The sequence below is a fragment of the Rhizobium hidalgonense genome, from assembly GCF_002914525.1.
In the GTDB taxonomy this organism is placed as follows: domain Bacteria; phylum Pseudomonadota; class Alphaproteobacteria; order Rhizobiales; family Rhizobiaceae; genus Rhizobium; species Rhizobium hidalgonense.
On record NZ_LODW01000022.1, the window covers coordinates 176,960 to 200,159 of the forward strand.

The 23,200-nt window shown below is 58.1% G+C and carries 23 protein-coding genes and 1 tRNA gene; 3 read left to right on the forward strand and 21 right to left on the reverse strand.

Going from position 1 to position 23,200, the window contains the following annotated elements; genetic code table 11:
* Nucleotides 1-8 precede the first annotated feature (8 nt).
* The 3 genes from ATY29_RS02185 to ATY29_RS02195 all read right to left on the reverse strand — a co-directional run bounded on the left by ATY29_RS02185 (nucleotide 9) and on the right by ATY29_RS02195 (nucleotide 3,323).
* Entirely contained in the window at nucleotides 9-563 is a 555-nt protein-coding gene (locus ATY29_RS02185; RefSeq protein WP_097534861.1) for a hypothetical protein, read from the reverse strand.
* A 2-nt stretch (nucleotides 564-565) separates the two neighbouring features.
* On the reverse strand, nucleotides 566-2,050 hold the full coding sequence (gene guaB / locus ATY29_RS02190) for an IMP dehydrogenase (RefSeq protein ID WP_003570128.1): 1,485 nt from the start codon (nucleotides 2,048-2,050) through the stop codon (nucleotides 566-568).
* A 280-nt stretch (nucleotides 2,051-2,330) separates the two neighbouring features.
* Nucleotides 2,331-3,323 carry an MBL fold metallo-hydrolase gene (locus tag ATY29_RS02195; protein WP_097534863.1) on the reverse strand — a complete coding sequence of 331 codons (993 nt, stop codon included), beginning with the start codon at nucleotides 3,321-3,323 and terminating at the stop codon, nucleotides 2,331-2,333.
* A 251-nt stretch (nucleotides 3,324-3,574) separates the two neighbouring features.
* On the opposite strand from ATY29_RS02195, the gene ATY29_RS02200 reads away from it, so the two are divergent.
* Nucleotides 3,575-4,999 (forward strand): DHA2 family efflux MFS transporter permease subunit, encoded by a 1,425-nt coding sequence (locus tag ATY29_RS02200; protein ID WP_097534865.1) that lies wholly within the window; start codon nucleotides 3,575-3,577, stop codon nucleotides 4,997-4,999.
* Nucleotides 5,000-5,056: 57 nt separating this feature from the next.
* Here ATY29_RS02200 and ATY29_RS02205 read toward each other — a convergent pair whose 3' ends face one another.
* The 3 genes from ATY29_RS02205 to ATY29_RS02215 are packed head-to-tail and all read right to left on the reverse strand — an operon-like array spanning nucleotide 5,057 to nucleotide 7,787.
* A complete protein-coding gene (locus ATY29_RS02205; RefSeq protein ID WP_025415404.1) occupies nucleotides 5,057-5,440 on the reverse strand; it encodes a VOC family protein in 384 nt (127 codons plus the stop codon).
* Nucleotides 5,441-5,495: 55 nt separating this feature from the next.
* Complete coding sequence (locus tag ATY29_RS02210) at nucleotides 5,496-6,215, reverse strand: RlmE family RNA methyltransferase (RefSeq protein WP_025415403.1); 720 nt, start codon at nucleotides 6,213-6,215, stop codon at nucleotides 5,496-5,498.
* 9 nt (nucleotides 6,216-6,224) lie between these two features.
* Nucleotides 6,225-7,787, reverse strand: coding sequence for a Ppx/GppA phosphatase family protein (locus ATY29_RS02215; RefSeq protein ID WP_097534867.1), 1,563 nt, complete (start codon nucleotides 7,785-7,787; stop codon nucleotides 6,225-6,227).
* Nucleotides 7,788-8,030: 243 nt separating this feature from the next.
* On the opposite strand from ATY29_RS02215, the gene ATY29_RS02220 reads away from it, so the two are divergent.
* Nucleotides 8,031-8,104: transfer RNA gene (locus tag ATY29_RS02220), tRNA-Gln, on the forward strand.
* Nucleotides 8,105-8,336: 232 nt separating this feature from the next.
* On the opposite strand, the gene fcl is transcribed toward ATY29_RS02220, so the two are convergent.
* Nucleotides 8,337-9,287: a GDP-L-fucose synthase gene (fcl, locus tag ATY29_RS02225; RefSeq protein ID WP_097534870.1), complete on the reverse strand. Its 951-nt coding sequence runs from the start codon at nucleotides 9,285-9,287 to the stop codon at nucleotides 8,337-8,339.
* Nucleotides 9,288-10,349 carry a GDP-mannose 4,6-dehydratase gene (gene gmd / locus ATY29_RS02230; protein WP_097534872.1) on the reverse strand — a complete coding sequence of 354 codons (1,062 nt, stop codon included), beginning with the start codon at nucleotides 10,347-10,349 and terminating at the stop codon, nucleotides 9,288-9,290. It lies immediately after the preceding gene.
* A 181-nt stretch (nucleotides 10,350-10,530) separates the two neighbouring features.
* Between gmd and rfbB the strand changes: the two genes are divergently transcribed.
* Nucleotides 10,531-11,586, forward strand: a complete 1,056-nt coding sequence (gene rfbB / locus ATY29_RS02235; protein ID WP_097534874.1) for a dTDP-glucose 4,6-dehydratase — start codon at nucleotides 10,531-10,533, stop codon at nucleotides 11,584-11,586.
* Between the two features lie 43 nt (nucleotides 11,587-11,629).
* On the opposite strand, the gene ATY29_RS02240 is transcribed toward rfbB, so the two are convergent.
* From ATY29_RS02240 to ATY29_RS02300, 13 genes are read right to left on the reverse strand one after another with little or no spacing between them, the layout of a single operon-like run.
* Nucleotides 11,630-12,601 carry a hypothetical protein gene (locus ATY29_RS02240; RefSeq protein WP_097534876.1) on the reverse strand — a complete coding sequence of 324 codons (972 nt, stop codon included), beginning with the start codon at nucleotides 12,599-12,601 and terminating at the stop codon, nucleotides 11,630-11,632.
* A complete protein-coding gene (locus ATY29_RS02245; protein WP_097534878.1) occupies nucleotides 12,598-13,410 on the reverse strand; it encodes a class I SAM-dependent methyltransferase in 813 nt (270 codons plus the stop codon). The genes ATY29_RS02240 and ATY29_RS02245 overlap by 4 nt, the downstream gene beginning before the upstream one ends.
* The gene (locus ATY29_RS02250; RefSeq protein ID WP_097534880.1) at nucleotides 13,410-14,543 is read right to left on the reverse strand and encodes a CgeB family protein; all 1,134 of its coding nucleotides are present in this window, start codon (nucleotides 14,541-14,543) and stop codon (nucleotides 13,410-13,412) included. The genes ATY29_RS02245 and ATY29_RS02250 overlap by 1 nt, the downstream gene beginning before the upstream one ends.
* Before the next feature lie 12 nt (nucleotides 14,544-14,555).
* Nucleotides 14,556-15,563 (reverse strand): class I SAM-dependent methyltransferase, encoded by a 1,008-nt coding sequence (locus ATY29_RS02255; RefSeq protein ID WP_097534884.1) that lies wholly within the window; start codon nucleotides 15,561-15,563, stop codon nucleotides 14,556-14,558.
* Nucleotides 15,560-16,438 carry a glycosyltransferase family 2 protein gene (locus ATY29_RS02260; RefSeq protein ID WP_097534885.1) on the reverse strand — a complete coding sequence of 293 codons (879 nt, stop codon included), beginning with the start codon at nucleotides 16,436-16,438 and terminating at the stop codon, nucleotides 15,560-15,562. The genes ATY29_RS02255 and ATY29_RS02260 overlap by 4 nt, the downstream gene beginning before the upstream one ends.
* Before the next feature lie 14 nt (nucleotides 16,439-16,452).
* Complete coding sequence (locus ATY29_RS02265; protein ID WP_097534886.1) at nucleotides 16,453-17,439, reverse strand: class I SAM-dependent methyltransferase; 987 nt, start codon at nucleotides 17,437-17,439, stop codon at nucleotides 16,453-16,455.
* Nucleotides 17,436-18,302: a methyltransferase, TIGR04325 family gene (locus ATY29_RS02270; RefSeq protein WP_097534887.1), complete on the reverse strand. Its 867-nt coding sequence runs from the start codon at nucleotides 18,300-18,302 to the stop codon at nucleotides 17,436-17,438. The genes ATY29_RS02265 and ATY29_RS02270 overlap by 4 nt, the downstream gene beginning before the upstream one ends.
* A 1-nt stretch (nucleotide 18,303) precedes the next feature.
* Complete coding sequence (locus ATY29_RS02275; RefSeq protein WP_244597327.1) at nucleotides 18,304-19,158, reverse strand: hypothetical protein; 855 nt, start codon at nucleotides 19,156-19,158, stop codon at nucleotides 18,304-18,306.
* 8 nt (nucleotides 19,159-19,166) lie between these two features.
* Nucleotides 19,167-19,799: a PIG-L deacetylase family protein gene (locus ATY29_RS02280; protein ID WP_097534889.1), complete on the reverse strand. Its 633-nt coding sequence runs from the start codon at nucleotides 19,797-19,799 to the stop codon at nucleotides 19,167-19,169.
* Nucleotides 19,796-20,497 carry a WbqC family protein gene (locus ATY29_RS02285; RefSeq protein WP_097534890.1) on the reverse strand — a complete coding sequence of 234 codons (702 nt, stop codon included), beginning with the start codon at nucleotides 20,495-20,497 and terminating at the stop codon, nucleotides 19,796-19,798. Before ATY29_RS02285 ends, ATY29_RS02280 begins: the two co-directional genes overlap by 4 nt.
* The gene (locus tag ATY29_RS02290; RefSeq protein WP_097534891.1) at nucleotides 20,494-21,459 is read right to left on the reverse strand and encodes a PseG/SpsG family protein; all 966 of its coding nucleotides are present in this window, start codon (nucleotides 21,457-21,459) and stop codon (nucleotides 20,494-20,496) included. The genes ATY29_RS02285 and ATY29_RS02290 overlap by 4 nt, the downstream gene beginning before the upstream one ends.
* The gene (locus tag ATY29_RS02295) at nucleotides 21,441-22,118 is read right to left on the reverse strand and encodes a cytidylyltransferase domain-containing protein (protein ID WP_097534958.1); all 678 of its coding nucleotides are present in this window, start codon (nucleotides 22,116-22,118) and stop codon (nucleotides 21,441-21,443) included. Before ATY29_RS02295 ends, ATY29_RS02290 begins: the two co-directional genes overlap by 19 nt.
* The gene (locus tag ATY29_RS02300; RefSeq protein WP_097534892.1) at nucleotides 22,115-23,131 is read right to left on the reverse strand and encodes an N-acetylneuraminate synthase family protein; all 1,017 of its coding nucleotides are present in this window, start codon (nucleotides 23,129-23,131) and stop codon (nucleotides 22,115-22,117) included. The genes ATY29_RS02295 and ATY29_RS02300 overlap by 4 nt, the downstream gene beginning before the upstream one ends.
* Nucleotides 23,132-23,200 lie beyond the last annotated feature (69 nt).

A 23,200-nucleotide genomic window follows, 5' to 3' on the forward strand; every position in this document is an offset into this window, starting at 1 on the left:
AGGTCCCCTCAGTCCTCGCGCGGCGAGAGCCAGCGGGCGATGGCAAGCCGGGCGATGACAATGACGCAGATGGCGAGGCTTGCGAATTTCAGCCGTGTCATCCACGGCAGCAGATGTGTTGCAAGATGTGTGGACGCACCATCGCCGAAGGCGATCAGGCTCGAGATGTTCTCGGCGTAGTCGGCGATGCCGTAGATGAACGGTAGCAGGTAGATCGCCTTGGCCACAAGCGGATGCGCCGATCGGCCGAACCACGAGCCGACGGGACCGAGTGCGACGAAGACAAAGAACAGCAGCGCCGTCAGCAAGGCCGGAAAAATCAGTTCCGGCCCGAAATACATGGCGCGCAGCAGCTTTGTCGCCGTCTCGTTCTCATCCAGCAGCTTCTGCATGTGGAAGACGGCAGACTCGTCGTAACCGGCGAAATAAGTATCGAGCACCGCCTGCCCGGTCTCATGCTTGAAGGGCACGACGAAGCCGAAGGTCGTCCAGGCGAGCACGATCAGGCAGAGGGCTGCGAGCAGCGCGACGATCCAGACAGGAATCCCGCTGCCCGCTTTCATGATCAGAGGCCAGCGCCCGGATAGTTCGGGCTCTCGCGGGTGATCGTCACGTCATGGGCGTGGCTTTCGCGAAGGCCGGCGCCGGAGATGCGCACGAAGGTCGCCCGCTCCTGGAAATCCTTCAGATCCTTGCCGCCGACATAACCCATGGCTGCCTTGAGACCGCCGGCCAGTTGATGGACGACGGCCGAGACCGGACCCTTATACGGCACCTGGCCCTCGATACCCTCGGGCACGAGCTTCAGCGTGTCGCGCACCTCCGCCTGGAAATAACGGTCGGCGGAGCCGCGGGCCATGGCGCCGACGGAGCCCATGCCGCGATAGGCCTTGAAGGAGCGGCCCTGGTAGAGATACACCTCGCCCGGGCTTTCGTCGGTACCGGCCAGCAGCGAGCCGATCATGACGGCGGAAGCGCCGGCGGCGATCGCCTTGGCCAGATCGCCGGAGAATTTGATGCCGCCATCGGCGATGACGGGCACGTCCTGAGCCTGTGCCGCCTGAACGGCCGACATGATGGCGGCGAGCTGGGGAACGCCGACGCCGGCAACGATGCGCGTCGTGCAGATCGAGCCTGGGCCGATGCCGACCTTGACGGCATCGGCACCGGCATCGATCAGCGCTCTCGTACCGTCATAGGTGGCGACGTTGCCTGCCATGATCCTGACCGAGTTGGAAAGCTTCTTGACGCGGGTGACGGCATCGAGGACGCGCTGCGAATGACCGTGGGCGGTATCGACGACCAGAAGGTCGACGCCGGCCTCGATCAGCCGCTCGGCGCGCTCGAAGCCGTCATCGCCGACGCTGATGGCGGCGGCGGCGCGAAGCCTGCCCTGCGCATCCTTGGAGGCGTTCGGGTTCAGCTGCGACTTCTCGATATCCTTGACGGTGATGAGGCCGACGCAGCGGCCTTCAGTGTCGACCACCAGCAGCTTTTCGATGCGGTGCGAATGCAAGAGGCGCTTGGCCTCCTGCTGATCGACGCTCTCCTTGACGGTGACCAGATTGTCCTTGGTCATCAGCTCGTGGATCTTCTGCTCCGGATCGGAGGCGAAGCGAACATCGCGGTTGGTCAGGATGCCGACGAGGCGACCCGATTTCTCGACGACGGGAATGCCGGAGATGCCATGCGATTTCATCAGGCCGAGCGCTTCGGCGAGCTTCGCCTCCGGACCGATGGTCACCGGATTGACGACCATGCCGCTTTCGAACTTCTTCACCTGGCGGACCTCTTCGGCCTGCTCGATCGGCGTCAGGTTTCGGTGGATGACGCCGAGGCCGCCGGCCTGGGCCATGGCGATCGCCAGACGGCTTTCGGTGACGGTATCCATGGCCGAAGAGAGGATCGGGATGTTGAGGTCAAAATCGCGGGCGATCCGGGTGGAAATGTTCGTCTGGCCGGGCATGACCTCGGAATGACCGGGCTGCAGCAGCACGTCGTCGAAGGTAAGCGCGTCCGCGCCGGTTGCCGTTTCAATGATGCGTGCCATGGCCAAATTCCTTCATTTAAGAAAATGCAACCTGGCCCGGAAACGAATCGTCCGCCCCGGCGGTGTGCATGGGATTGCTTGGAAGTTGGCGAGGGCTGGTAACACGTCTATGACAGGAAGGAAATAGCAAAAAGCCCGGCCTGTCCGCCGGGCTCGTCATGGGTGCCATGCGCCTGGAGCAATCCCCTGATTTCCCCAAGTCGCGGGGATGGCCTAACTCTCTGTTTTCACGCATTCCGGACGCACAACCGCTGCGCAATTTTGCTGGAGCGGCTCCATATCAGATGTCGAACTGATAGGTCTTCGGCACGAAGCGATAGCCGCCATCCTGCTTCTCGGCAAAACCGACCGCCGGGAACGGCATGTGGTAGCCGAGGAAGGCGATCTTCTCGGTCGCGATCATGTCGAAGACCTTGCGGCGGGTGGCTGCTGCCTGCGCCTTGTCCATGTCGAAGCGCACCTCCCAATCCGGCCGCAGCAGCGACAGGATATAGTGATTGGCCGTATCGCCGGTCAGCACGAGACGTTTCCCCTCGGATTCGACGTGGAAGACCATATGCCCCGGCGAGTGGCCGGCCGCCAGCATTGCTGTCACGCCGGGCGCGACGCTGTCACCGTCCTTGATGAAGGTGGTCTTTTCGGCAAGCGGCGCGACATTGGCCAGCACCGCCTTATGGCCGCCTTCGGCCGGCGTGCCCTCGCGCGCCTTGTTCGACCAGAAATCATATTCGGCCTGGCCGGCGACATAGCGGGCATTTTTGAAGGCAGCCGCGCCATTCTCCATCAGGCCGCCGATATGATCGCCGTGCAGATGGGTCAGCGCGACTATGGTGACGTCGTCGGCCGAATAGCCTGCGGCCTTCAGGCCCTCTGTCAACTGGCCGGCGCCCCGTGCGCGTCCGTTCTCGCCGAAGCCGGTATCGATCAGGATGACATCCGAGCCGGTATCGATGACAGCCGGCGTATAGCCGTTCACGAACTTGTCGGCCGGCAGGAAGTTTGCGGTCAGTAACGCCTGGACGGTTTCGGGGGCTTGATTGGTACCGAAGGTTTCATAGGGCTTTTCGGAGACATTGGTGCCATCGCGAACGACGGTGAACTTATAGGAACCGAGCTTGAATTGATTGATCTCTGGCAAAGGCGTTAAATCCATCTTATTGCTTTCTCCAGTCGCGGCCGCTTCGGCCTTCTCTCTTAAAATGACCGGCGCCGCGAGCAGGCCGAGGCCTGCGGCAAAAAGGGTGCGCCGCTTTATTCCCGACGAAATTGCCATATGTCCATCCTCCAATGACGTGCGGTGCGTCGCCGCACGGCCCCCGATGTCGATTCCGGCCGGATTTCTTCTTCGGGCGGAATAGACATATCCCAATCTTGCCAAACGACGTTGTCGGACAAGCCGTTTCACGCAGACGTGAAGCAAACGTGTCGTCGAGGCCGATTGAGGGATTGGCAGGCCCCTGAAGTGGGACTACACAGCACTGGCCTTCGCAGCTCCCGTCCGCAGCCCATCAAGGCCTCCCGCCTATGAACCGCATCGTCCCGCTGATCCTCGCCGTCGCTCTTTTCATGGAACAGATGGACTCCACGGTCATTGCAACGGCGCTGCCCGCGATCGCGAGGGATCTCAATGTCGGGCCGATCACGCTGAAGCTGGCGCTGACCTCTTATATGGTGGCGCTTGCGGTGTTCATTCCGGTCAGCGGCTGGATGGCCGACAGATTCGGCGCCAAGAAGATCTTCCGCCTGGCCATCGCAGTCTTCGTCATCGGCTCGATCTTCTGCGCCATCTCGTCCAATCTCGGCGAATTCGTCTTTGCCCGCTTCCTTCAGGGCATGGGCGGGGCGATGATGACGCCGGTCGGCCGTCTGGTACTGGTGCGCACGACGAAGCGCAGCGATCTGGTTTCGGCCATGGCGCTGCTCACCATTCCGGCGCTGGTCGGCCCGCTCACCGGCCCGCCGCTCGGCGGCTTCATCACCACCTATTTCAGCTGGCACTGGATCTTCCTGATCAACGTGCCGGTCGGCATCATCGGCATCTGGCTTGCAACGATCTTCCTGCCGGAGGTGGAGGCGACGGCGCCGCCGAAGCTCGATTTCACCGGTTTTGTTCTTACCTCGCTTTCGGCCGCCGGCGTCGTCTTCGGCCTGTCGGTCGTCAGCCTGCCGGCCCTGCCGCCGATCATCGGCGTTACCGCCACCGCGATCGGCTTCATCTGCGGCTATCTCTATATCGGCCATGCGAAGCGCCACCCGGCGCCGATCCTCAACCTCAACCTGTTCAAAAACCCGACCTTCCGGGCCTCGACCACGGGGGGCAACCTCTTTCGCGTCTGCGTCGGCGCCATGCCGTTCCTGACGCCGCTGATGTTGCAGCTCGGATTCGGGCTGACGCCGTTTCAATCGGGCCTGATCACCTTTGCCGGCGCGATCGGGGCGATCACCACCAAATTCATGGCAAAACGCGTCTTTGCCGCCGCCGGCTTCCGCACGACCCTGCTCGGCGCCGCCATGGTAACGACCCTGGTGACCGTTATCACCGGCCTGTTCACACCGGCGACGCCGCATCTTGTGATCATCGGCGTGCTGCTTGTCGGCGGCTTCTCCCGCTCCTTCATGTTCACCGGCGTCAATGCGCTTGCCTTCGCCGATATCGACGATGCGCAAGCCAGCCAAGCGACATCGATGAGCTCGGTAATGCAGCAAATCAGCCTGGCGCTCGGCGTCGCACTCGCCGCCGCGATCTTGGAGAGCTCGATCTACATCCGGGGCGAAGCGCTCGATGTCGTCGACTTCCACCTTGCCTTCTACATCATCGCCGGACTGACCGTCATTGCGACGATTCCCTTTGTGAGAATGGACCGCAATGCCGGCGCGCTCGTTTCCGGCCACCGGTTAAAGGTGGCGAGGTCGTCGACTATTGAAGCCGAGCAGCCGGTGACGAAATAGGCTTGAAACTGCGATAGCGCCCTTTACGCATCGGAAAAGACGCGCGGCGCTGCCCTCCTATTCCGGGTTTTCGCAGACGGCAGAGAGCTTGTTGCCGTCGAGATCGCGCACATAAGCGGCATAAAAATTGGCGTGGTAGGGGCGCAGACCCGGCTCGCCTTCATCGGCGCCGCCTGCGCCAATCGCCGCCGCATGGAAGGCGTCGACATCAGCCCGGGTTTCGGCCGTGAGCGCGACCATGGCGCCGTTGCCCGATGTCGCCCGGCGGCGATTGAACGGCGTCACCACCCAGAAGCGGCAGCGCGTATCGCTGTCGGCGGAATAGCCAATTTCCTCTTCCGAATAATGCTGGCGGCGATAGCCGAGCAGAGGCAGCACGGCATCATAAAACTGTCCTGCGCGATAAAGGTCGTTGGTTCCGAGGGTGATGTAAAGAAGCATGGGATCGGCAGTTCAGCTCTTGGGTCCGTCATCATCGGACGGTCCCGGCCCAAGATCAAGCTTTCTCAGCGTCACCTTCGGCCTTGCGGCCCTTGAACCCCTTGGCGAGCAGGAACATCTCGACGGATTCCGCGCGCGACGCATTCGGCTTGACATGGACCACCTGGCGAAAATTCTGCTTCAGCATGGCGAGCAGCTCACGTTCGGTGCCGCCCTGGAAGGTCTTGGTGAGGAAATGTCCGCCCTCCCCCAGCACCTCCACGGCGAAATGCGCCGCGACTTCGCAGAGGTGCATGGTGCGCAGATGATCGGTGCGGTGGTGGCCGGTGGTTGGTGCCGCCATGTCCGAGATGACGAGATCGGGTGTGCCGCCGACGGCTTCCAGCAGCTTTTCCGGCGCTGTCGGATCAAGGAAATCGAGCTGCAGGATCTTCACACCGGGCAGCTGGGTCATTTCGAGGAAATCGATTGCGGCCACACGGACATCCTCATCGGTCGAGCCGGTGACCTTGGCGGCGATCTGCGACCAGCTGCCGGGGGCGGCACCGAGATCGATGATGCGCTTGGCGCCGCGCAGGATATGGTGTTTCTCATCGATCTCCAGCAGCTTGAAGGCGGCGCGGGCACGATATCCCTCCAGCTGGGCGCGCTGCACATAGGGATCGTTGATGTGGCGCTGCAGCCATTGGCGGGAGGAGGCCTTCATCTTCTTGTTCTTGACGCGCTGGCCGAGCTTGCGGCCGGTGCGGTTACCCGCGATCGGTGCCTTGGTCATGCCTTCTCCTTATCTTGCACGCTGGCCGCGGCGGTTGCGGTTGCGCCGCCACACGCCGTCATCGGCCATCATGTCGGTGAGCAGGCCCTCCCTCAAGCCGCGATCGGCGACGCGCATGCGCGGGCTCGGCCAACGGCGGCGGATCGCCTCGAGGATGGCGCAGCCGGCGAGCACCAGATCGGCCCGATCGGGCCCGATACAGGGATTTGCGGCGCGGCTTTCGAAATTCCAGGAGAGCAGTTTTGCCTGCATGGCAGAGACCTCGTCGTCGGACAGCCAGATGCCATCGACCTTGCGCCGGTCATACCGCGGCAGATCGAGATGCACCCCGGCAAGCGTCGTCACCGTGCCCGATGTGCCGATCAGATGGAAGTCGCCGGTCTGGGCGACCTCGATCTCCGGGCAATCAAAGCCTTCGAGCATGCCGCCGACTTCGCGCACCATGCCTTCGAACGCCTCCGGCGTGACGTCGCGCCCGCCATGACGCTCCGACAGCGTCACGACGCCGACCGGCAGCGAAGTCCAGTGGGTGATGTGATTGGCCAGCCGGCTGAAACGATTGTCGCCGATGCGGATGACGGCAATCTCCGACGAACCGCCGCCGATATCGAAGAGCACGACAGAGCGCGTCTCGCGTCCGACGAGCGAGGAGCAGCCGGAGACGGCGAGCCGCGCTTCGGTCTCGCGATCGATGATCTCCAGCGCGAGACCAGTTTCGGCAACGACGCGGCTGAGGAATTCCTCGCCATTGACCGCCTGGCGGCAGGCTTCGGTGGCGATCAGCCGCATGCGGCGGATCTCGCGGTTCCTGAGCTTGGAGGCGCAGATCCTCAGCGCTTCGATCGCCCTTTCCATTGCCTCGTCGGACAGACGGCCGCTGGCAGCCAGGCCTTCGCCAAGGCGCACGATGCGGGAAAAGGCGTCGACCACCCGGAATTGCCCCGGGCGGGTCGGCTGGGCGATGAGCAGACGGCAATTATTGGTGCCGAGGTCGAGAGCGGCATAGAGCTCGTCCGGCCATGCATGTTCGCTCGCCTGGCGATCGCCCTGATAACCGGAAGTGGTATGGCCATCCTGGCGCCCCCTGCGGCCGGCATTTACGCTGTTTGGCGCCTCGCGCGGCTCGGTGCGCTGCACCGTCTCTTCGGCGCGGCTTTCCGGCTGCGGAGCGGAAGGTTTTGCCGTCGTCAGCGGCCGGCCCTGAAGACCGCGCTTACCGCGATGTTTGCGGCGGTTGCGCCGGCTCGGCGCCAACGCGCCTTCCGACCGGGCAGGATTGCCCGCCGCTTGCGCCTGCTCCATCGCTTGGGGGTGAGATGAACCGTCCTGCGCAGCGCCTTGGCCGCCACGGCGGCGACGCTTTCGCTTGCGAGCCGGATTGCCGGCCGCATCTTCCATCGGGCGCGCAGACTGCCCGGCACTGCCGGAAAGGTCATGCGAAGCGGGATGAGCCGCGTTGCGGGATTGCCCGCCACGCTTGCCCTTGCGGCGCCTGGACTTCTTGCCGTCCTTGCGCCCTACCGCCGACGCCCCGTCAAATTGCGGCTTTTCGCCGCCTTCGGGGTCTTCCACGTTGTTTTTCCATCGCGCCGCGCAAGTCCTGAGGTATGCAGCAGGCGCTCATTCGATTTTTGCGTTGCGGCAAGAATATCAGCGCCCGCCGAAATCGCCAAATTCTTTTTTGGACGCGGGATTTGCGGATGGTTTCACGTCTTCCGTACAACATTGAATTTTTTCAGAACGGGTATTTGCAATCCGCCCGCTTTTGGTTATAAGCGCCGCACAGCAGCCAAGCCATGCTTCGGCGGCACCTGCTGGGGAATAGTTCAATGGTAGAACGACGGACTCTGACTCCGTTAATCTTGGTTCGAGTCCAGGTTCCCCAGCCAATCGATTTTATCGAACAAGCCGACATTGAATTTAGGCAGTAAAGATTTTCCTGGGTGGACTGCCGTGTCTGAGCGGCTCTGGGAAGTGACAGGAACATGCTGTTGGCACCAGGCTGCTGGATCAAACCCAAGGCCCAGCGATTTTCCAATTGCATGTTGCCCCAGGCGCCGGCCCGATGACGCCGTCTGTGGCGCCAACATCGGTGCGGTTAATTGCCGGTTCTCACCGATATCAGGCTGCCGGATCCGATGCATTTTCGAACTCCAGAAACCAAGCATAGGTGGCTGCAATGCCGTCTTCAAGCGAAATGCGTGGTTTCCAACCCATGTCCTGCAGCTTCTGATTGCTCATCAGCTTTCGCGGCGTGCCATCGGGCTTGGAAAGATCATGGATGATCTCGCCCTCATAACCGACAACCCGGCAGACCAGACGCGTCAACTCGATAATTTCGAGATCTGCCCCCGAGCCGACATTGACGTGCTGCGCGCCCGAATAAGTTTTCAGCAGAAATACCAACGCGTCGGCGCAGTCGTCGACGTGCAGAAATTCGCGGCGCGGGGTGCCGGTGCCCCAGACCACCATATGCGGGTCTTTGCGAAGTTTGGCAGCGTGCGCCTTGCGGATAAGGGCCGGCAGCACATGGCTGGAATTCAGGTCGAAATTATCGCCCGGGCCATAAAGATTGGTCGGCATGGCGGAGATGTAATCGCGGCCGTATTGCTTACGATAGGCTTCCGCGAGTTTGATTCCGGCGATCTTGGCGATCGCGTACCATTCGTTGGTCGGCTCGAGCGCACCGGTCAACAGAGCCTCTTCGGAAATCGGCTGTGGAGCGAGCTTGGGATAAATGCAGCTTGAACCCAAGAACAGAAGCCGGTCCACTCCGCCTCGGTGGGCGGCTTCGAAGATGTTCGATTCAATTATCAGATTGTCATAGATGAATTCTGCGGGATAGCTGTCATTGGCGAGGATGCCGCCGACCTTGGCAGCGGCGAGAATGATCGCGTCGGGTCGGTTTGCGTCAACAAATTTCTCGACCTCGTCCTGCCGCTTCAAATCGACCTCACGGCGCGTCGCCGTGATGACGTTGCAATCTTCCGATTGAAGTCTGCGCACGAGAGCACTGCCGACCATACCGCGATGACCGGCAACCCAGATCTTCTTGTGGGACAAGTCGTACACTTAGATCTCTTTCCGGCTGTTTTGAGCCTTCCAGTGCTTGACATCTTCGCGCACCATTTCGGCGGCGAGCTCACGAACCGGGGTCTTGTGCTGCCAGCCGAGCTTCTGACGTGCCTTGGTCGGATCACCCAGCAAAAGGTCGACTTCCGTCGGGCGGAAATACCGAGGATCGACTTCCACGAGGCACGCACCGGACGCGGAGTCATAACCCTTTTCATCTACGCCGGAGCCCTTCCATTCCAAAGCGATGCCGACGTCGGCAAACGCCCACTCGACAAACTGGCGGACACTCGTCGTCTCACCGGTCGCCAATACGTAGTCATCCGGTTGGTCCTGCTGCAGCATGCGCCACATGCCCTCGACATACTCACGGGCATGGCCCCAGTCGCGCTTGGCGTCTAGATTGCCGAGGAAGAGCTTATCCTGAAGTCCGAGATGGATGGCAGCCACCGCCATCGTGATCTTGCGCGTGACGAAGGTCTCACCGCGAAGTGGGCTTTCGTGATTGAACAGAATGCCGTTCGACGCGTGCATGCCATAGGCCTCGCGATAATTTACGACGATCCAGTAGGCATAGAGCTTGGCTGCGGCATAGGGAGAACGTGGGTAAAAGGGCGTCTTCTCGTTCTGCGGCACTTCCTGGACAAGACCGTAGAGCTCCGACGTCGATGCCTGGTAGAACCGGGTCTTTTCCTCGAGCCGCAGGATGCGGATCGCCTCAAGCAACCTCAACGTCCCGACACCATCGGCATCCGCCGTATATTCAGGCGTTTCGAAGCTGACACCCACGTGGCTTTGGGCGGCAAGATTGTAGATTTCATCGGGCTGCGTCTGCTGCACGATCCGCAGCAGATTGGTCGAGTCGATCATATCGCCATAATGGAGAATGAAGCGTGGATGTGCCTCGTGCGGATCCTGGTAGATATGCTCGATGCGGCCGGTGTTGAAAGACGATGACCGGCGCTTGATACCATGCACGGTATAGCCTTTGCTCAGAAGCAATTCAGCGAGATAAGCACCATCCTGACCAGTCACCCCAGTAATCAGCGCGGTTTTTGTCATTCTTTTCACGTCTTTCGATACAATCTTCGGGACGTGTTTATGGAAACGGTTGAACTAGCGCAACCCCCATGTGACCAGGGTGAGGCCAGCGAAATGAGCATCGTCGATCTCTTCGGTTGACGCGGGAGTGAGACAATGAGACTAGAACTCTCCAAATTGTCAGATCTCCAAGGGGGAAAATATGATCCTGGTGACGGGGGGAGCTGGTTTCATTGGCGCGAACTTCGTGCTCGATTGGCTTGCGCTTCATGATGAACCGATCGTCAACCTCGATGTGCTGACATATGCCGGCAATCTACAGAACCTCTCCTCCGTCTGGAACGACCCGCGCCATGTCTTTGTCAAAGGCAGCATCGCGGACTACGATCTCGTTGAGGAACTGCTACGATCCCATCGTCCCCGCGCAATCTTGAATTTCGCGGCGGAAAGTCACGTCGACCGATCGATCCATGGCCCTGAAGAATTTATCCAGACGAATATTGTCGGCACTTTTCGCCTGTTGGAGGCCACACGCGGATTTCTTGCCGCACAGGATGAAGCCTTCCGAAAGAGCTTCCGCTTTCTTCATGTATCGACGGACGAAGTCTACGGCTCGCTTGCTCCCGTGGAAGCAGCCTTCAGCGAAGATCGCAAATACGAACCCAACAGCCCTTATTCCGCGAGCAAGGCAGCCAGCGATCACCTGGTTCGCGCCTATCATCACACCTACGGCCTGCCGGTTCTGACCACGAACTGTTCGAACAATTATGGTCCCCACCATTTTCCCGAGAAGCTTATTCCGCTGGTCATCCTCAATGCCCTTTCGGGCAAACAGATTCCGATCTACGGGGATGGAATGCAGGTACGCGACTGGCTGTTCGTCAAGGACCATTGCAGCGCGATCCAACGCGTTCTGGAAAGCGGAAAGGTCGGAGAAACTTATAATGTCGGCGGCAAAAACGAGCTGACCAACCTGTCGGTAGTCAATACGCTCTGCGAGATCCTCGACGAATTAAGGCCCCTGCCGCACGGGGCAAGCTATAAAGCGCAGATCTCCTTCGTGCGGGATCGGCCTGGTCACGACCGCCGCTACGCCATCGATGCGGCCAAGATCGAGCGGGAACTGGACTGGCGTCCAAGCGAGACGTTCGACACCGGCATCCGCAAGACGGTTGAATGGTATCTTGCCAACGATGCCTGGGTCGAGAACGTCACAAGCGGCAGCTACCGCCAATGGATCGATCGGCAGTATCGGTAAGCATACTGCCCCTTGATCTTCGACATTCAAGGCTGCGCTAGGATCAATAACGCAGGAGACGGTGCAGGACGCGCTTGACTGCGAACGGAACGTAACGCTGCGCCCATCTACGCCTCGCGACAGCGGCGGCCTCTCGAAGGCCGCCAGAGAATCCTGGTGAGATCATCCTTATTTCCGAAAGCGCTCGCATGAGTGCAGTCTCATAGGCTGCGTAGACAGCTTCGGGCTCCCTGCAAACCGAAGTGTAGAATGACGACAGCCTGTCGAAACCGCCGTCCGCCAGCAACTGAAACTGATGAAAATGATAGAATATCAACGGCACGCCTTCGACCAGTATCTGACCTGAAGTATCCTCGGCGAAATGCAGCTTCTCATAATTCCAAGGCGCAATTCCCGCTCCTGGGTGCGCGATAATATGGCACGTCGGATACAGCACAGGCCACTCGTCCAAATATTTCTGGTCGCCCATTTTGCCGTCTTCGAGGCGATAGTAGCACCACTCAATGCACTGCTCGCGCCAACGAGCAAGGCAACGCATACCCTCCTCGTCGCGCCGGAAGCTCACCCATTCCACACAGAAACGACCGTTCACTTCCCTGTCCTGCAGCCGCGGAACAAAACGGTGCTCGATGATTGCGATCGAACTGTCGCCAATTTCGTCCAGGATTGGACGGATCGGCGAATAGAATAGCAAGTCGGAGTCGAGATAGGTGATGAAATCGATCTCGGGATGATGCTGCAGTACGAAAGTTGGGAGACAGGGCGACAAAGTCCAGCAATATTCGGCGACGCCACGCGATTTCTTTGCCTCCAACAGCTCTGGCGTCTCCAGATCGGCGAGTGGGATGCAGGTGATGTAGGATCTGTCGAAAGCAGTCAGTATCTCCTGCGCCTTCTGATCCATGCAGAGCACAAAAACATGCGCGTCTGGGCACCACTGGACGAGGCTCTCCATCATGGCCATCCCCTTGATGAGATAGCCGCTGTCGAAAAGGGTACAGAAGTAGGTCGTCATGACTGGGATTGTTTCCTGCACAAATAGGTGCGGTTGGCATTGCCCTTGCTACTGTCACGCGGATCCGCGCTCTCATTTAGCGTGAAGGTGGATTGAACTTCCAGGCCATGAACCCGAAAGCTCTCTAACAGCTCCGGTTCGGAAAAATGGATCTCGATGGTCTCGACGCCATAGGCCTGCTTACGGAAATACTTGGTCGATTCGCCATAGACGACAGGCGTGCGGTGAAAAATGACATATTCCTTGGCGACGCGGGCGCATTCGGCAATCGCCGTTTGATAGTTGGGAATATGCAGCAGGCAGCATCCCGAAACCACGACATCAAACGCATCATTCTGATAGCTGAGCCGCGTTGCATCCTCCACATCGAACGACAATGCTGGATAGAGGCTGCGCGCCATATCGACGAACGCATCGGAATAATCGCAGCCGCGATACCGCAACGGCAGGCCATTTACTTCCAAAACCTCGGAGTAATATCCGCTGGAACAACCGATTTCGAGCAATGAACCGGCAGCCGGCAAATTGTCGATCTTACGGAGCGCCGCGGCAAAAACATCGAATACATCGATCGAAGCGCCACCGCGATATTCCTTCAACTGGCGCTCGACGAGGGCTCTCTGACGTGCAGGCAGATCACTCGCTTTCCAGGATGCAGCCAGACGCGAGCTTTCGCTGTCTCGCCGAGCTGCATCTATTTCGACGTAGTGCGAGGACACCGATGCCGCAGGCATCAGTTGTTCACGCAGTCGTTTCAACCGGCGCTTCAACACCGGAAAGCGGTTGAGAGTCGTACGAACAAATGACATTAGCCGCGAGCCTCCAGATGTCTCTCGAGGATCGGCATCAACTGGTTCATTCTCGACTTGTAGGTATGATCCTTCAGCGTCCTAGCCTGACCGGCCTTCGCGATAAGGTCAGCTTCGTCGGGGTGTTCTATGTAATAGCGGATAAGTTCCGCGGCCTCCTGGGGGCTGGAATAGGCAACCACTTCCTTGCCGACCTCGAAAATCTCGCCGAGATTGTCTTTGCTGTCGGTTATGAGGAGCGATCCGACACCCGTCGCCTCGTAAAGCCGCATATTGTTGGCATTGTTTTCGGCAACGTTGATATGCCGGTTAAGGGTGATCCGGCTGCGGGCCAGCGCGCGATACATGTCCGGACCCCAAACTTCGCCGTTATGACGTTTTCGAATTGGAGATGAGCGCGGAAGCGTCCTGGCGCCGTAGCCGAAAAACTGTATCGGCGTGGTATTGGCAAGATGTTCGAGCAGCGGGATCGCCTTGCCATGATGACGGCTTATGCCCCCAACGAAGCTCACGGGTACGTCGCGAGGGACATCGCCAAGGATATCCAGCACTCGGGTGTCGAAGCCGATCCGGAAATATTCGGATTTTATGCCCATCTCGTGGAACCGCGGCACGAAATGGGGAAAGGACGTGAGAATCAGATCATAGGGACGCAAAAAGCCGTCCGGCGGCAAAGGACAAGCGATCTGGCCGACGATTAGTGGCACCGTCTTTTTCAGCTCAATCAACGCATGAGGTGGAAAAAAGCTGAGATCCTGGCAATAAAGCACATCCGGCTTGAATGCGCGGACCCGCGCCATCGCGACCTCAAGCAAGCCGGGGAGTGCCGCCAGCCGCGCCCCGATATAAGGCAACCTGAAAAACCGATGCGGAAGCTTCATCGCCCATGGGCTGAACGGCTCATTGTTCTCTTCTGCCCAGGCCGATTGAAGCGGAACACAGTTGCCGATGATATCGAGGACGTCGCAACCCTGATCCTTCAAGTGGCGTGAATAGAAATCGGACGTGCCGAACGCTGCTTCGAGCAGGGAAGCCGTCTGCCTTTGGGAGGAAGCCGACCTCAAATCCCGATTGCGACGATAATGCATCGTCAGAAATCGGGAATAGTAGGTATCGAACACGGCAATCCGCATGACTCTAAAATCCTATTTCTTTGTCGCGGAAAGTCGGAGTTCTACCAACAGACTATCGCCCTGCCCCATCGCATCCAGAGCCCGGTTCCCAAATCCCATCATGACACCGGCAAGGCGTGCGCCGCGCGAAACAGCGACGTTGCGAAGTTTTTGAACAAGGCTCGGCGGCTTCTGAGAATTGCCGCTTTCCGACCAGGTATTGGACGCCTTTCCTTCCTGGCGCTGCTCCCCCGAGGTCCTGAGCTGAAGCACCGACCAGAGATTGGGAGTGATGGTCCTGATCCGCCCGACATCGTAACCGGATTTCCGCGCAAGCAGAGCAAAAGAAGTTCGATTGAAGTGGTTCTGATGGTATGGAATGTGCCAGTTGATCCAACGCTCCTTCCACAGTTTGCGGTGAAAGGAACCCGTATTCGGAAAGGCCAACATGACGCGTCCGCCGCTGTTGAGACGGCCTTTCAGAGCCGCAAGCATCGCGAGCGGATCGGGCACATGTTCGATGACCTGGTTCAGCACGATGAGATCGAACTTCTGGTCAGGGAATGGCACATCATAGATGTTGCCGATATGAACGCGTAAGGCATATTTCTCAGCGATCGTTCGCACGTTCGGATCAGCCTCGATCCCCCAGCAATCGACACCGAGCGTACGCATCTCCAGAAGAGAGAGACACGAGCCGCAGCCAATATCGAGCACCTTTTGCCCTGGCTTAGCAAGATAATGCCCCTGGTTATCGGTCCCGGCTATCCATCGGCGAAATCCGGCGAGCGGTCTTTGGACGAGCGCAGCCTCTTTCTCCAGCGCAACGAAGTCGATCTCACGACGGGGATAATAGTTGCTGTAGAGCGCGGGCAGATCTTCTTCCGTCAGGCGTGGCGCGGTCGACATGTGACCACAGGAAACGCATCGGTCTATCGCGTAAACGCCGGGGCAGCCGTATCGGTCGTCGCTGATCCGCTCGATAAAAGTTCGCATCTTCGATCCGCACGCGATGCATTGCTGATGCTGGCCGCCGCTCATATCGTTCCTTCCTTTTGTTTCGCCAATGACCTCCACGTCGAAAACGCGCGGCTGCACGAGAAATACGCCATTCGAACAGGTGCGGTCATGCGTTGCACCGGTGTGCCGACAAGCGAATAGAAAATCAGGCGCTGAAACACGTTATGAGGCGAACGCCTACCGAATAACTGCTTCCACCATGAAAGTCTGGACGTATCATTTCCATATATCGGAGGCGAATAGACGATTGCATTGCTGCTGACAACCAGTGGCACGCCTGCGCGGGCGAAACGCATGGCGATTTCGTAGTCAGCCATGTAGTGCGGCAGAAGCGACGGCCGCATGCCGCCATATTTCCTAAACAGATGCGCAGGATAGAGCGTTCCCCGGCCACTCAACGCATCGACGCGATAGTGGCTGTTGGGCGACCGTTTTTCCGTTTCATTCAATTCCGAGAGCAGGTCCCATACGGCAAGCCTGTTGATGTTGACCTTAGCCCCGATACTGACCAGAGGTGGGTCACGTCCCTCTTCATGGATGACGCTTCCGACCGCGGCGTCACCATTTTCCTTCGACGTTCGGATCAAGGTTTCAATATAATGATCGCCAAACCACGTATCATTATTCAGGAACAGGATGTAATCTTCCGCCTGACACGACGGAAGCACGCGTTTCAGCCCTTCCTCGATGGCTCCTCCCCACCAAAGATTGCCGTCACCCCGGATTTCAACCACGTCTCCCTGCGACTGGAGATATTCCGCCGTTCCATCGGTCGAACCGTCGTTGACGACTATCATCCTCAGTTTCGGTGCAATGCTCTGAGCACGCAGAGAAGCGAGAACACGCCTTGTGTGTTCGAGACGATTAAAAACCGGGATCAGGACATACACGATCATTGCGGCGCGAGAACCTATTGCTTCTGAAGCAGGACAAGATGTGTTTGTCCGACCAGCTTGTCTTTGGCGCTCTGAAAAGTCGTTGCCATTTGCATTTCCGTGACTCTCTCCCCGAGCCTCTTTAATTCGACATCACGCTCTTTCTGATAGCCGAACAATCGATAAAGGACGCGATCGAGAAAGCTCGGCTTCCGCGGTGGAGGCGGAGGAGCAAGGAAATTACCCAAATAAGATCTATAGTGTGCAAAGCGAAGAGGCTCTTGATGGACCTGCTCCAACTTGAGGGAGAACAGGGCCTGCATGCTCTTGAAGGCTTTCTTCGAAAAGCCCATTACGTGGTGGGGAGGCATATCGAGAAGAACTTTTTCGGCCTCTGTGAAATATCCTTCCGGATCAGGTACTGCGAACAACAGGTAGCCGCCCGGCCTTAAAAGCCGCAAGGACTGTTCAATGAATTCGCGTGGCGCAGGCAAATGCTCCAGAACCTCGAACGCCGAAACAACGTCGAAACTGCCTTCACCCAGCGTCGCCATCGCCTCGCTGGTGACGTCGAGGCCGATGGCTCTGCAATCGGCAATCGCCTGAGGGTTGAATTCCAGGCCCTTCACGTCGTAGCGATTCTTGATTCGAACAAGGAAGTGGCCCTGGCCGCAGCCGACCTCCAACACCCTCTTTATCCCGTCGAGACCAGCGAGAATTTCCGCCGCGACGTCAAACTCCCATTTGTCCTTCTCGTAGTACCAGGAAAAACGGCTCGAAAGTTCATTATAAAACTCACCGTCTCCCGCCAGCGTCGTTGCCGGATCGAAAAATCTCAAGTCACAGTCGAAACAGCGAAACTGATGCGCTACGCCCTCAATGCCAAGCCGACTGAACGGTTCAAAGCCAAACCCCTTCTGCCAATCCGCTTTCAAGGCGTCGACGTCGAACCAGCGGTGCAATCCGATTTGCTTTCCCGCACACAAGGGGCAGGATTGGGGATGCTTTTGCAACGAACTCATTGTTTATTCTCGCTGATTATGGGCGCCTGCAGGGCAATATCGTATTGCGAACCGTTCAGCACGAACAAATAACCGGACTCCTGCAGGTACCGATTTTCTCGATCATTTTCGACCGTGGAACAGGACGCTGGAAACTTTGACACGAGCGTGTAGTCCGACTCCATGGAATTCAAAAACTTGGATTCGCTGAAAATCCATGTCGGTATGACAGCAGAGAATATATCAGCCGATACATATTGGCGCGTGAGGACGTCGTCTAGGCGGCCTGAAAACAACGTTCTGTCAAATACGACCATCGGAACCTTTGAGGCTTTTACGGCCTCCAGCAGATCGTAAGGCCTCTCGACGTATTGTAGGGAACTCGAGAAAAGGACTATATCCGGGATCTCCGTCGCCAACGCTTCGCGCATATCAGAACAGAAGCTGACTTGGCTATCTTGGAATAGATGTTTTCCTTGTTCAACAAACGTCTGTTGCTCAACGATCACCCAGTTCACCTGAGGCACTGCCTGAAGGAAGGGCCGATTCTGGAAATAGGTCGTGCCGAGCCCACCTCCGAAATCAAGAACATTAAGCGCATCGCGCGCAGCTGAAGCCCATAAAAGGGCAGTTGCGATCGGGAAAGCATATTGTCGGGTCTCGAACGTAACCGAATCGCGCTCGTAAACCTTCCGTCCGCTCAGAACTTCGGTCGTGCCGTCGGCAACTCTCTGCGCGATGTTCGGATCCGAATAGCCGGGCAAGCCTGCCTTTGCTTCTTCCCAGTTGGGGAATTCACCGACGTAGCCGGTTTGGCCTTGAAGGCCGGGTTGATACGCGAGTTTGAAAAAACGGCGCGCCAGCGAAAAGAGACGGGCGCGCATATCACCGCGCCTTGTCTTGCGAGAGCAGCAGGTTCAAGGGAATCCGTTCGAACTCATCGAGCTCGCCGCCTATGCCTGCATTAATTATCCGGATGCCATTGGCGGAGGCGATCATCGCCAGCCGGCGATACTGGCGCCAGAGGCGGGCAAGGCTTTGAAATGTATCGTAGTTAGGAGACAGAATCTTTCCTTCGGACGTGACCGAGAAATCCGTGTCGGCTTGTGTCTTCAAATCGAAGGCATAGGTATAATATCCGCTTCGCCAGCTGTCGTGATCGACGCCGAGCAGGACGATATTTTCGAAACCCATATACATGGCGATCATCAAAGCCAGCACCGGGACGGAATCAATCCGCGGTATCGGCTTTGCGATATCGATGATGGAAGTGTTACCGATGTCGTCGAAACTCGTTCGAAGAGCTACGTAGTGTACTTTCCGGCCGGAAAACAGTTTGCGCTCGGCGACGATGCCAGCTTCGGTTTCGTTCAGAAACAGTTCTGCCTCGCCAAGATTTTCATGCATCTCGGTAAACCAGCGCGCAACCTGATCCTCGGTCATGGTGCCATAGGTTATCTGTGGAACGACATGATATTTCGGTGCGAAGCGCATATAGCCGGCATGAAGATAACCATTCGATACGCTTATTACCGTCTCCCCCTCGAGCACCGTGAGATCCAAAGCCTTCACACTAGGACCGTTACCCACGATAAAGCAGCGCCGGCCCTGATGACGTCCCGCCAATTCCCGATTGGCCTTCAAGGTCGGCAGTATGGATCCCGAGAGTTCGGTGCGCTGTTTGTGTCTGCGCCTCAACTCATGCACGCCATATGGAAGCAGCATGGAGGCAAAGGTCATGACCTTCTTCAAGGCTGAAGCCACTTCACCACCTCGAAGACTTCGGCGTATCTGACACCGATGCGCTGGCCGGCGTTCTCGGCTTCATTGCGGAAGAAGCTCACCCATTTCCGCCCGGTGCGCTCCATTTCGGATTCATGGGCAAGGATCGCCTTTTCCTTCTGATCCCAATGGGCGGTGATGTCGACATAGAAATTGCCCCGGAAATCGACCGTCGAATGATACCAGTTGCTGCGATACATCAGCAGGCGCGGCACATGGCGGCAGCTGTGCAGCGATGCGCGCGATAGGGCCAGGTGGTCATGATGGATATCGCCCACCCAGTGGGTATAGACCATATCGATCTTCAGATCCTGCACGAGCTTGAGAATCTCGATATTCAGAGGGTCGACGAATTCGATCTGAAGCGTCTTGAACTCGCCGCAAAACATCTTTTGGACGCCGAGGATTTCCATCGCGGCATCCGCTTCCGCTCTGGCGACCTGGCTGCTGCGCACGGACTGGTCATATTGGTTGGAAAAGCCGGATACGGTCGCGACATAGACGTAAACCGTATCCCCGTTTGCCGTATGGCGCGCCAGTGCACCGCCGCAGCCAAGCTCCACGTCGTCAAAATGGGCACCGATCGCGAGAATATTCATTTACAACTCCAGAGCAGGTCACGCGTGCCTGCAATACCACAATTCAGCAGTGTGTCGAGAATACTGAGATAGGGAATGAACTCGCCGAAGGGCTGTGGATAAACCGGATGGACGAAATGCTGCCATTCGATTTCGATTCCGGCTGCCTCGAACAGTTCCGGCCGCATATAGTCGCGCGCGCCGAGACCCGAGAGATAACGCGTCGCTCCCACTTTGCCCAGCAGTTCGACAAGCAACTCGTTCCTATGACCCTCGGGGCTGAGAGTGCTTGATCGCACCGTCGGCATGCTGATTTCAAGCATATCCAGAATACCCTCCAGGAAATGCATATTGAAATCGGCCAAGAAGTCGAACCGCGTGCCGTAGAGGGCCTCGATACGAGGAAAGACTTCGCTCCAGCCGGCGGACTTGCGATAGTTTTCGCGAAGCAGCGAAAGGTTCTGGTCTATCCATCCGGTGCTGGGCGCCAGTTCCACCGCATTGATCGGTGTACCGAAGCTCGGCTTTCTGATTCCGACGGTGAGCCACCGGTCGCCTTGTGCCGTCTTTATCTTGTCACGGTGCGTCCAGCTTTTGCTTGTGCCGTGGACGAACTGAACGTGATCCAGAACGATGTAGAGATCGGCGTTCAGAAAACGCTGAAAAAAGCCGAGATAGGATGCGAAATCCGGCTGGTGGATCACGGCTGTCAGGGTCATGCAGCCAATCTTTCCAGCAGATCGGCAACACGCCCGACCCCGCCAAGGTCAACCTTGGTCATGGCGATCTCGCTCATGGCCCTGATGGGAATCGGCTTGTCGAGGATGCCGAGATCAAAAACGGAGTGATGCCCGGCGAAGAACGCTGCTCCAAGCTCCTCGAGCGCACGCCCGACGGGGATTTCAAAAGGTTCGTTTGCGACCACGACACACGGCAGGCCGGCCGCACAAGCTTCGAAGGGCGTAAGGCCGCCACCGGTAATTGCCAGATCGTGCCCATACATTTCTGCCGCAAGCGACGGCACCTGGTTCAACAGCCTGAACCGATCCGGCGCAGCCGCCGCAACGACCTCCTCAAGCTCCGCCATGTGCTGGAAGCTCGGGCCGGTCACGATGGTGACAGGGAAGGGCTTGCCGCTCAGCCATTTGGCGACGCGGACCGTCACTCCGTAAGTATCGGCGCCGCCAAGCGTGACAAGTATCGAAGCAAGCTTTTCCCGAACTCGGCGATACCTTGCGATTTCAGGATTGAGTATCATGTACTCCACCCCCAGCCGCACATCCCTGCCCTTCAGCCCCTCCGTCCTTTCGAACAGGAGAGCGCAGATATTCAGGTCGGCGAGTTCCGCGCCATCACCACGATCATCAAAGGTAACAAGCTTGGCGTCCAGGCGCTTGATCGTCTCGCTGTGGGACCGCTGCGTATTGAGGCGGTCGTTGATCCAGATCGCAGATGAAGCAGTGGCTTCGAGGAAATCCTTCTCCCATCCAGTGACGGTGGCGAGATCATAGAGCGCCACGTCAAAGCCGCGCTCGCGGATGATTGTCAACGAATTCGGATGATCGTTCGCCAAAAACCGGACCGAATGACCGCGTGAACGCAATTCGGTGGCGAGCGTCAGCGACCGAAACAGATGACCCATGCCGCGTGCATGTGAACTTTCTACGCAGAAGACGAACATAGCCTGATCGCTTCTTCCGTCCCGAGCCAATTCCCGCCCGCTTGCGCTGCGAGCGCACGGGCACGTCTCCAATCTTCCTCAGTATCCACCGTCAGGCGCAGCTCCGGAGAGATTTTGGCCGGTGGCACATCAAGCTGACCGATCCTGAACAGTTCGGGGCGATCGGTGAAGTACTCATTCACGTGTTCGCGATGGTGCGGCAGCTTCCCCTCGCGGTGGCTGCGCGATAGGGCTTCAAAGGTAAATATTTCGGCGCCGACGCCAATCGGCAACTGGCCAAACGCATGTGTATAATCGAATCCCTGCTTCTGGTGCAGATCGATCAGCCTCTCGAGCTCCTCAATGTCAGTGAAAGGATTATCTGCGGTCAACCGCACGATATCCGACATCCCGAGCGATCGCGCGCACTGAAAATAACGATCGAGAACATCGGCTTCGTCGCCGCGAAAGCAACTGACACCATGCGCAACGCACCAAGCTTCGACAATATCGTTCTCGCCGGCGGACGATGTCGCAACGACAACCTTTGCCGGGCGCTTCAACATCTGAAGCCGTCCAAGGACATGTCCGAGAAGGGGCTTTCCGCAAATGTCGCGGAGCACTTTTCCCGGCAGCCGCGTCGATCCCATCCGCGCCTGGATAATGATCCCAAGCGTCACGCCAGATCGCTCCATTGGAGGACCGCGTCGCCGTCTAGATCCTTGATGACTCGTCGCCCGGCAAGAGTTTCGAGATGTTTAGGTTCGATTCCCGTTCCCGGCCGTTTGACCGAGATATCGCCGACGGAAATGACATGGCCGGCTTTGAGCGGTCGGCTGACAACGATGCTCTTGCGGTTGTTCAACCTGGTTGTCGCCTCGCTGGCAGCCGGTTCCTTGCGACCACTGCCCTTCATGATCTCGAATGCGCGGACCGCATCCACAAGCCATTTCATTTCCGCCGGATCGGCCGAAAGCATATGGTCGGGACCGTCAGCGGTTTTGTCGTAGGTGAAATGCCGCTCGATGACGCGGGCACCCATTGCCGCCGCACAAAGGCTTGCGACAGGCGTCACCGTATGGTCAGAATAGCCGACGTCGAGATCCGGAAACGCCTCCATCATCGTCTGCATCGCGCGCAGGTTCACATTTTCCGGATGCGTCGGATAACTCGTGATGGCATGCAACAGAATGAGCTTGTCGTTGCCAGCGTCCTTGATTGCCGCAACGGATTCCCGAACTTCGTCGAGCGTGGACATCCCTGTCGACAGGATGATCGGCTTGCCCGTTTTTGCGAGATAACGAAGAAAAGGAATGTTGACCGCGTCGTCCGAGCCCACTTTGTGGGCTCCAACTCCGCATTTCTCCAGCAGATCGACATCCGTCTCGTGCGAAGGAGACGAAAACCAATCCAGCCCGTGCTCCTCGGCATAGCGGAAAACTGCCTCGTGCAGGTCGTGACTGATTTCATATTTACGGAAAAGTTCGAATTGCGAGGTGACGCCCGTGTTTTCCATATCGAACATGGCGTTCCGGCTCGACAGTGTTTCTGCCCGGTAAGTCTGGAGCTTGACAGCATCGACCCCTGACGCCTTTGCCTCGTCAATCAGGCGCTTTGCCTGATCGAACGTCGTAAAGTTGCCGCCGATCTCGGCTATAATATAGCAGCGATCAGGCCGGTAGTTGCGAAACATCTGTTACTCCCTGTAATCACGACCGGCAATTTCGCCTCGCGCCTTTGGCAGCAGGCACCCATAAATCTC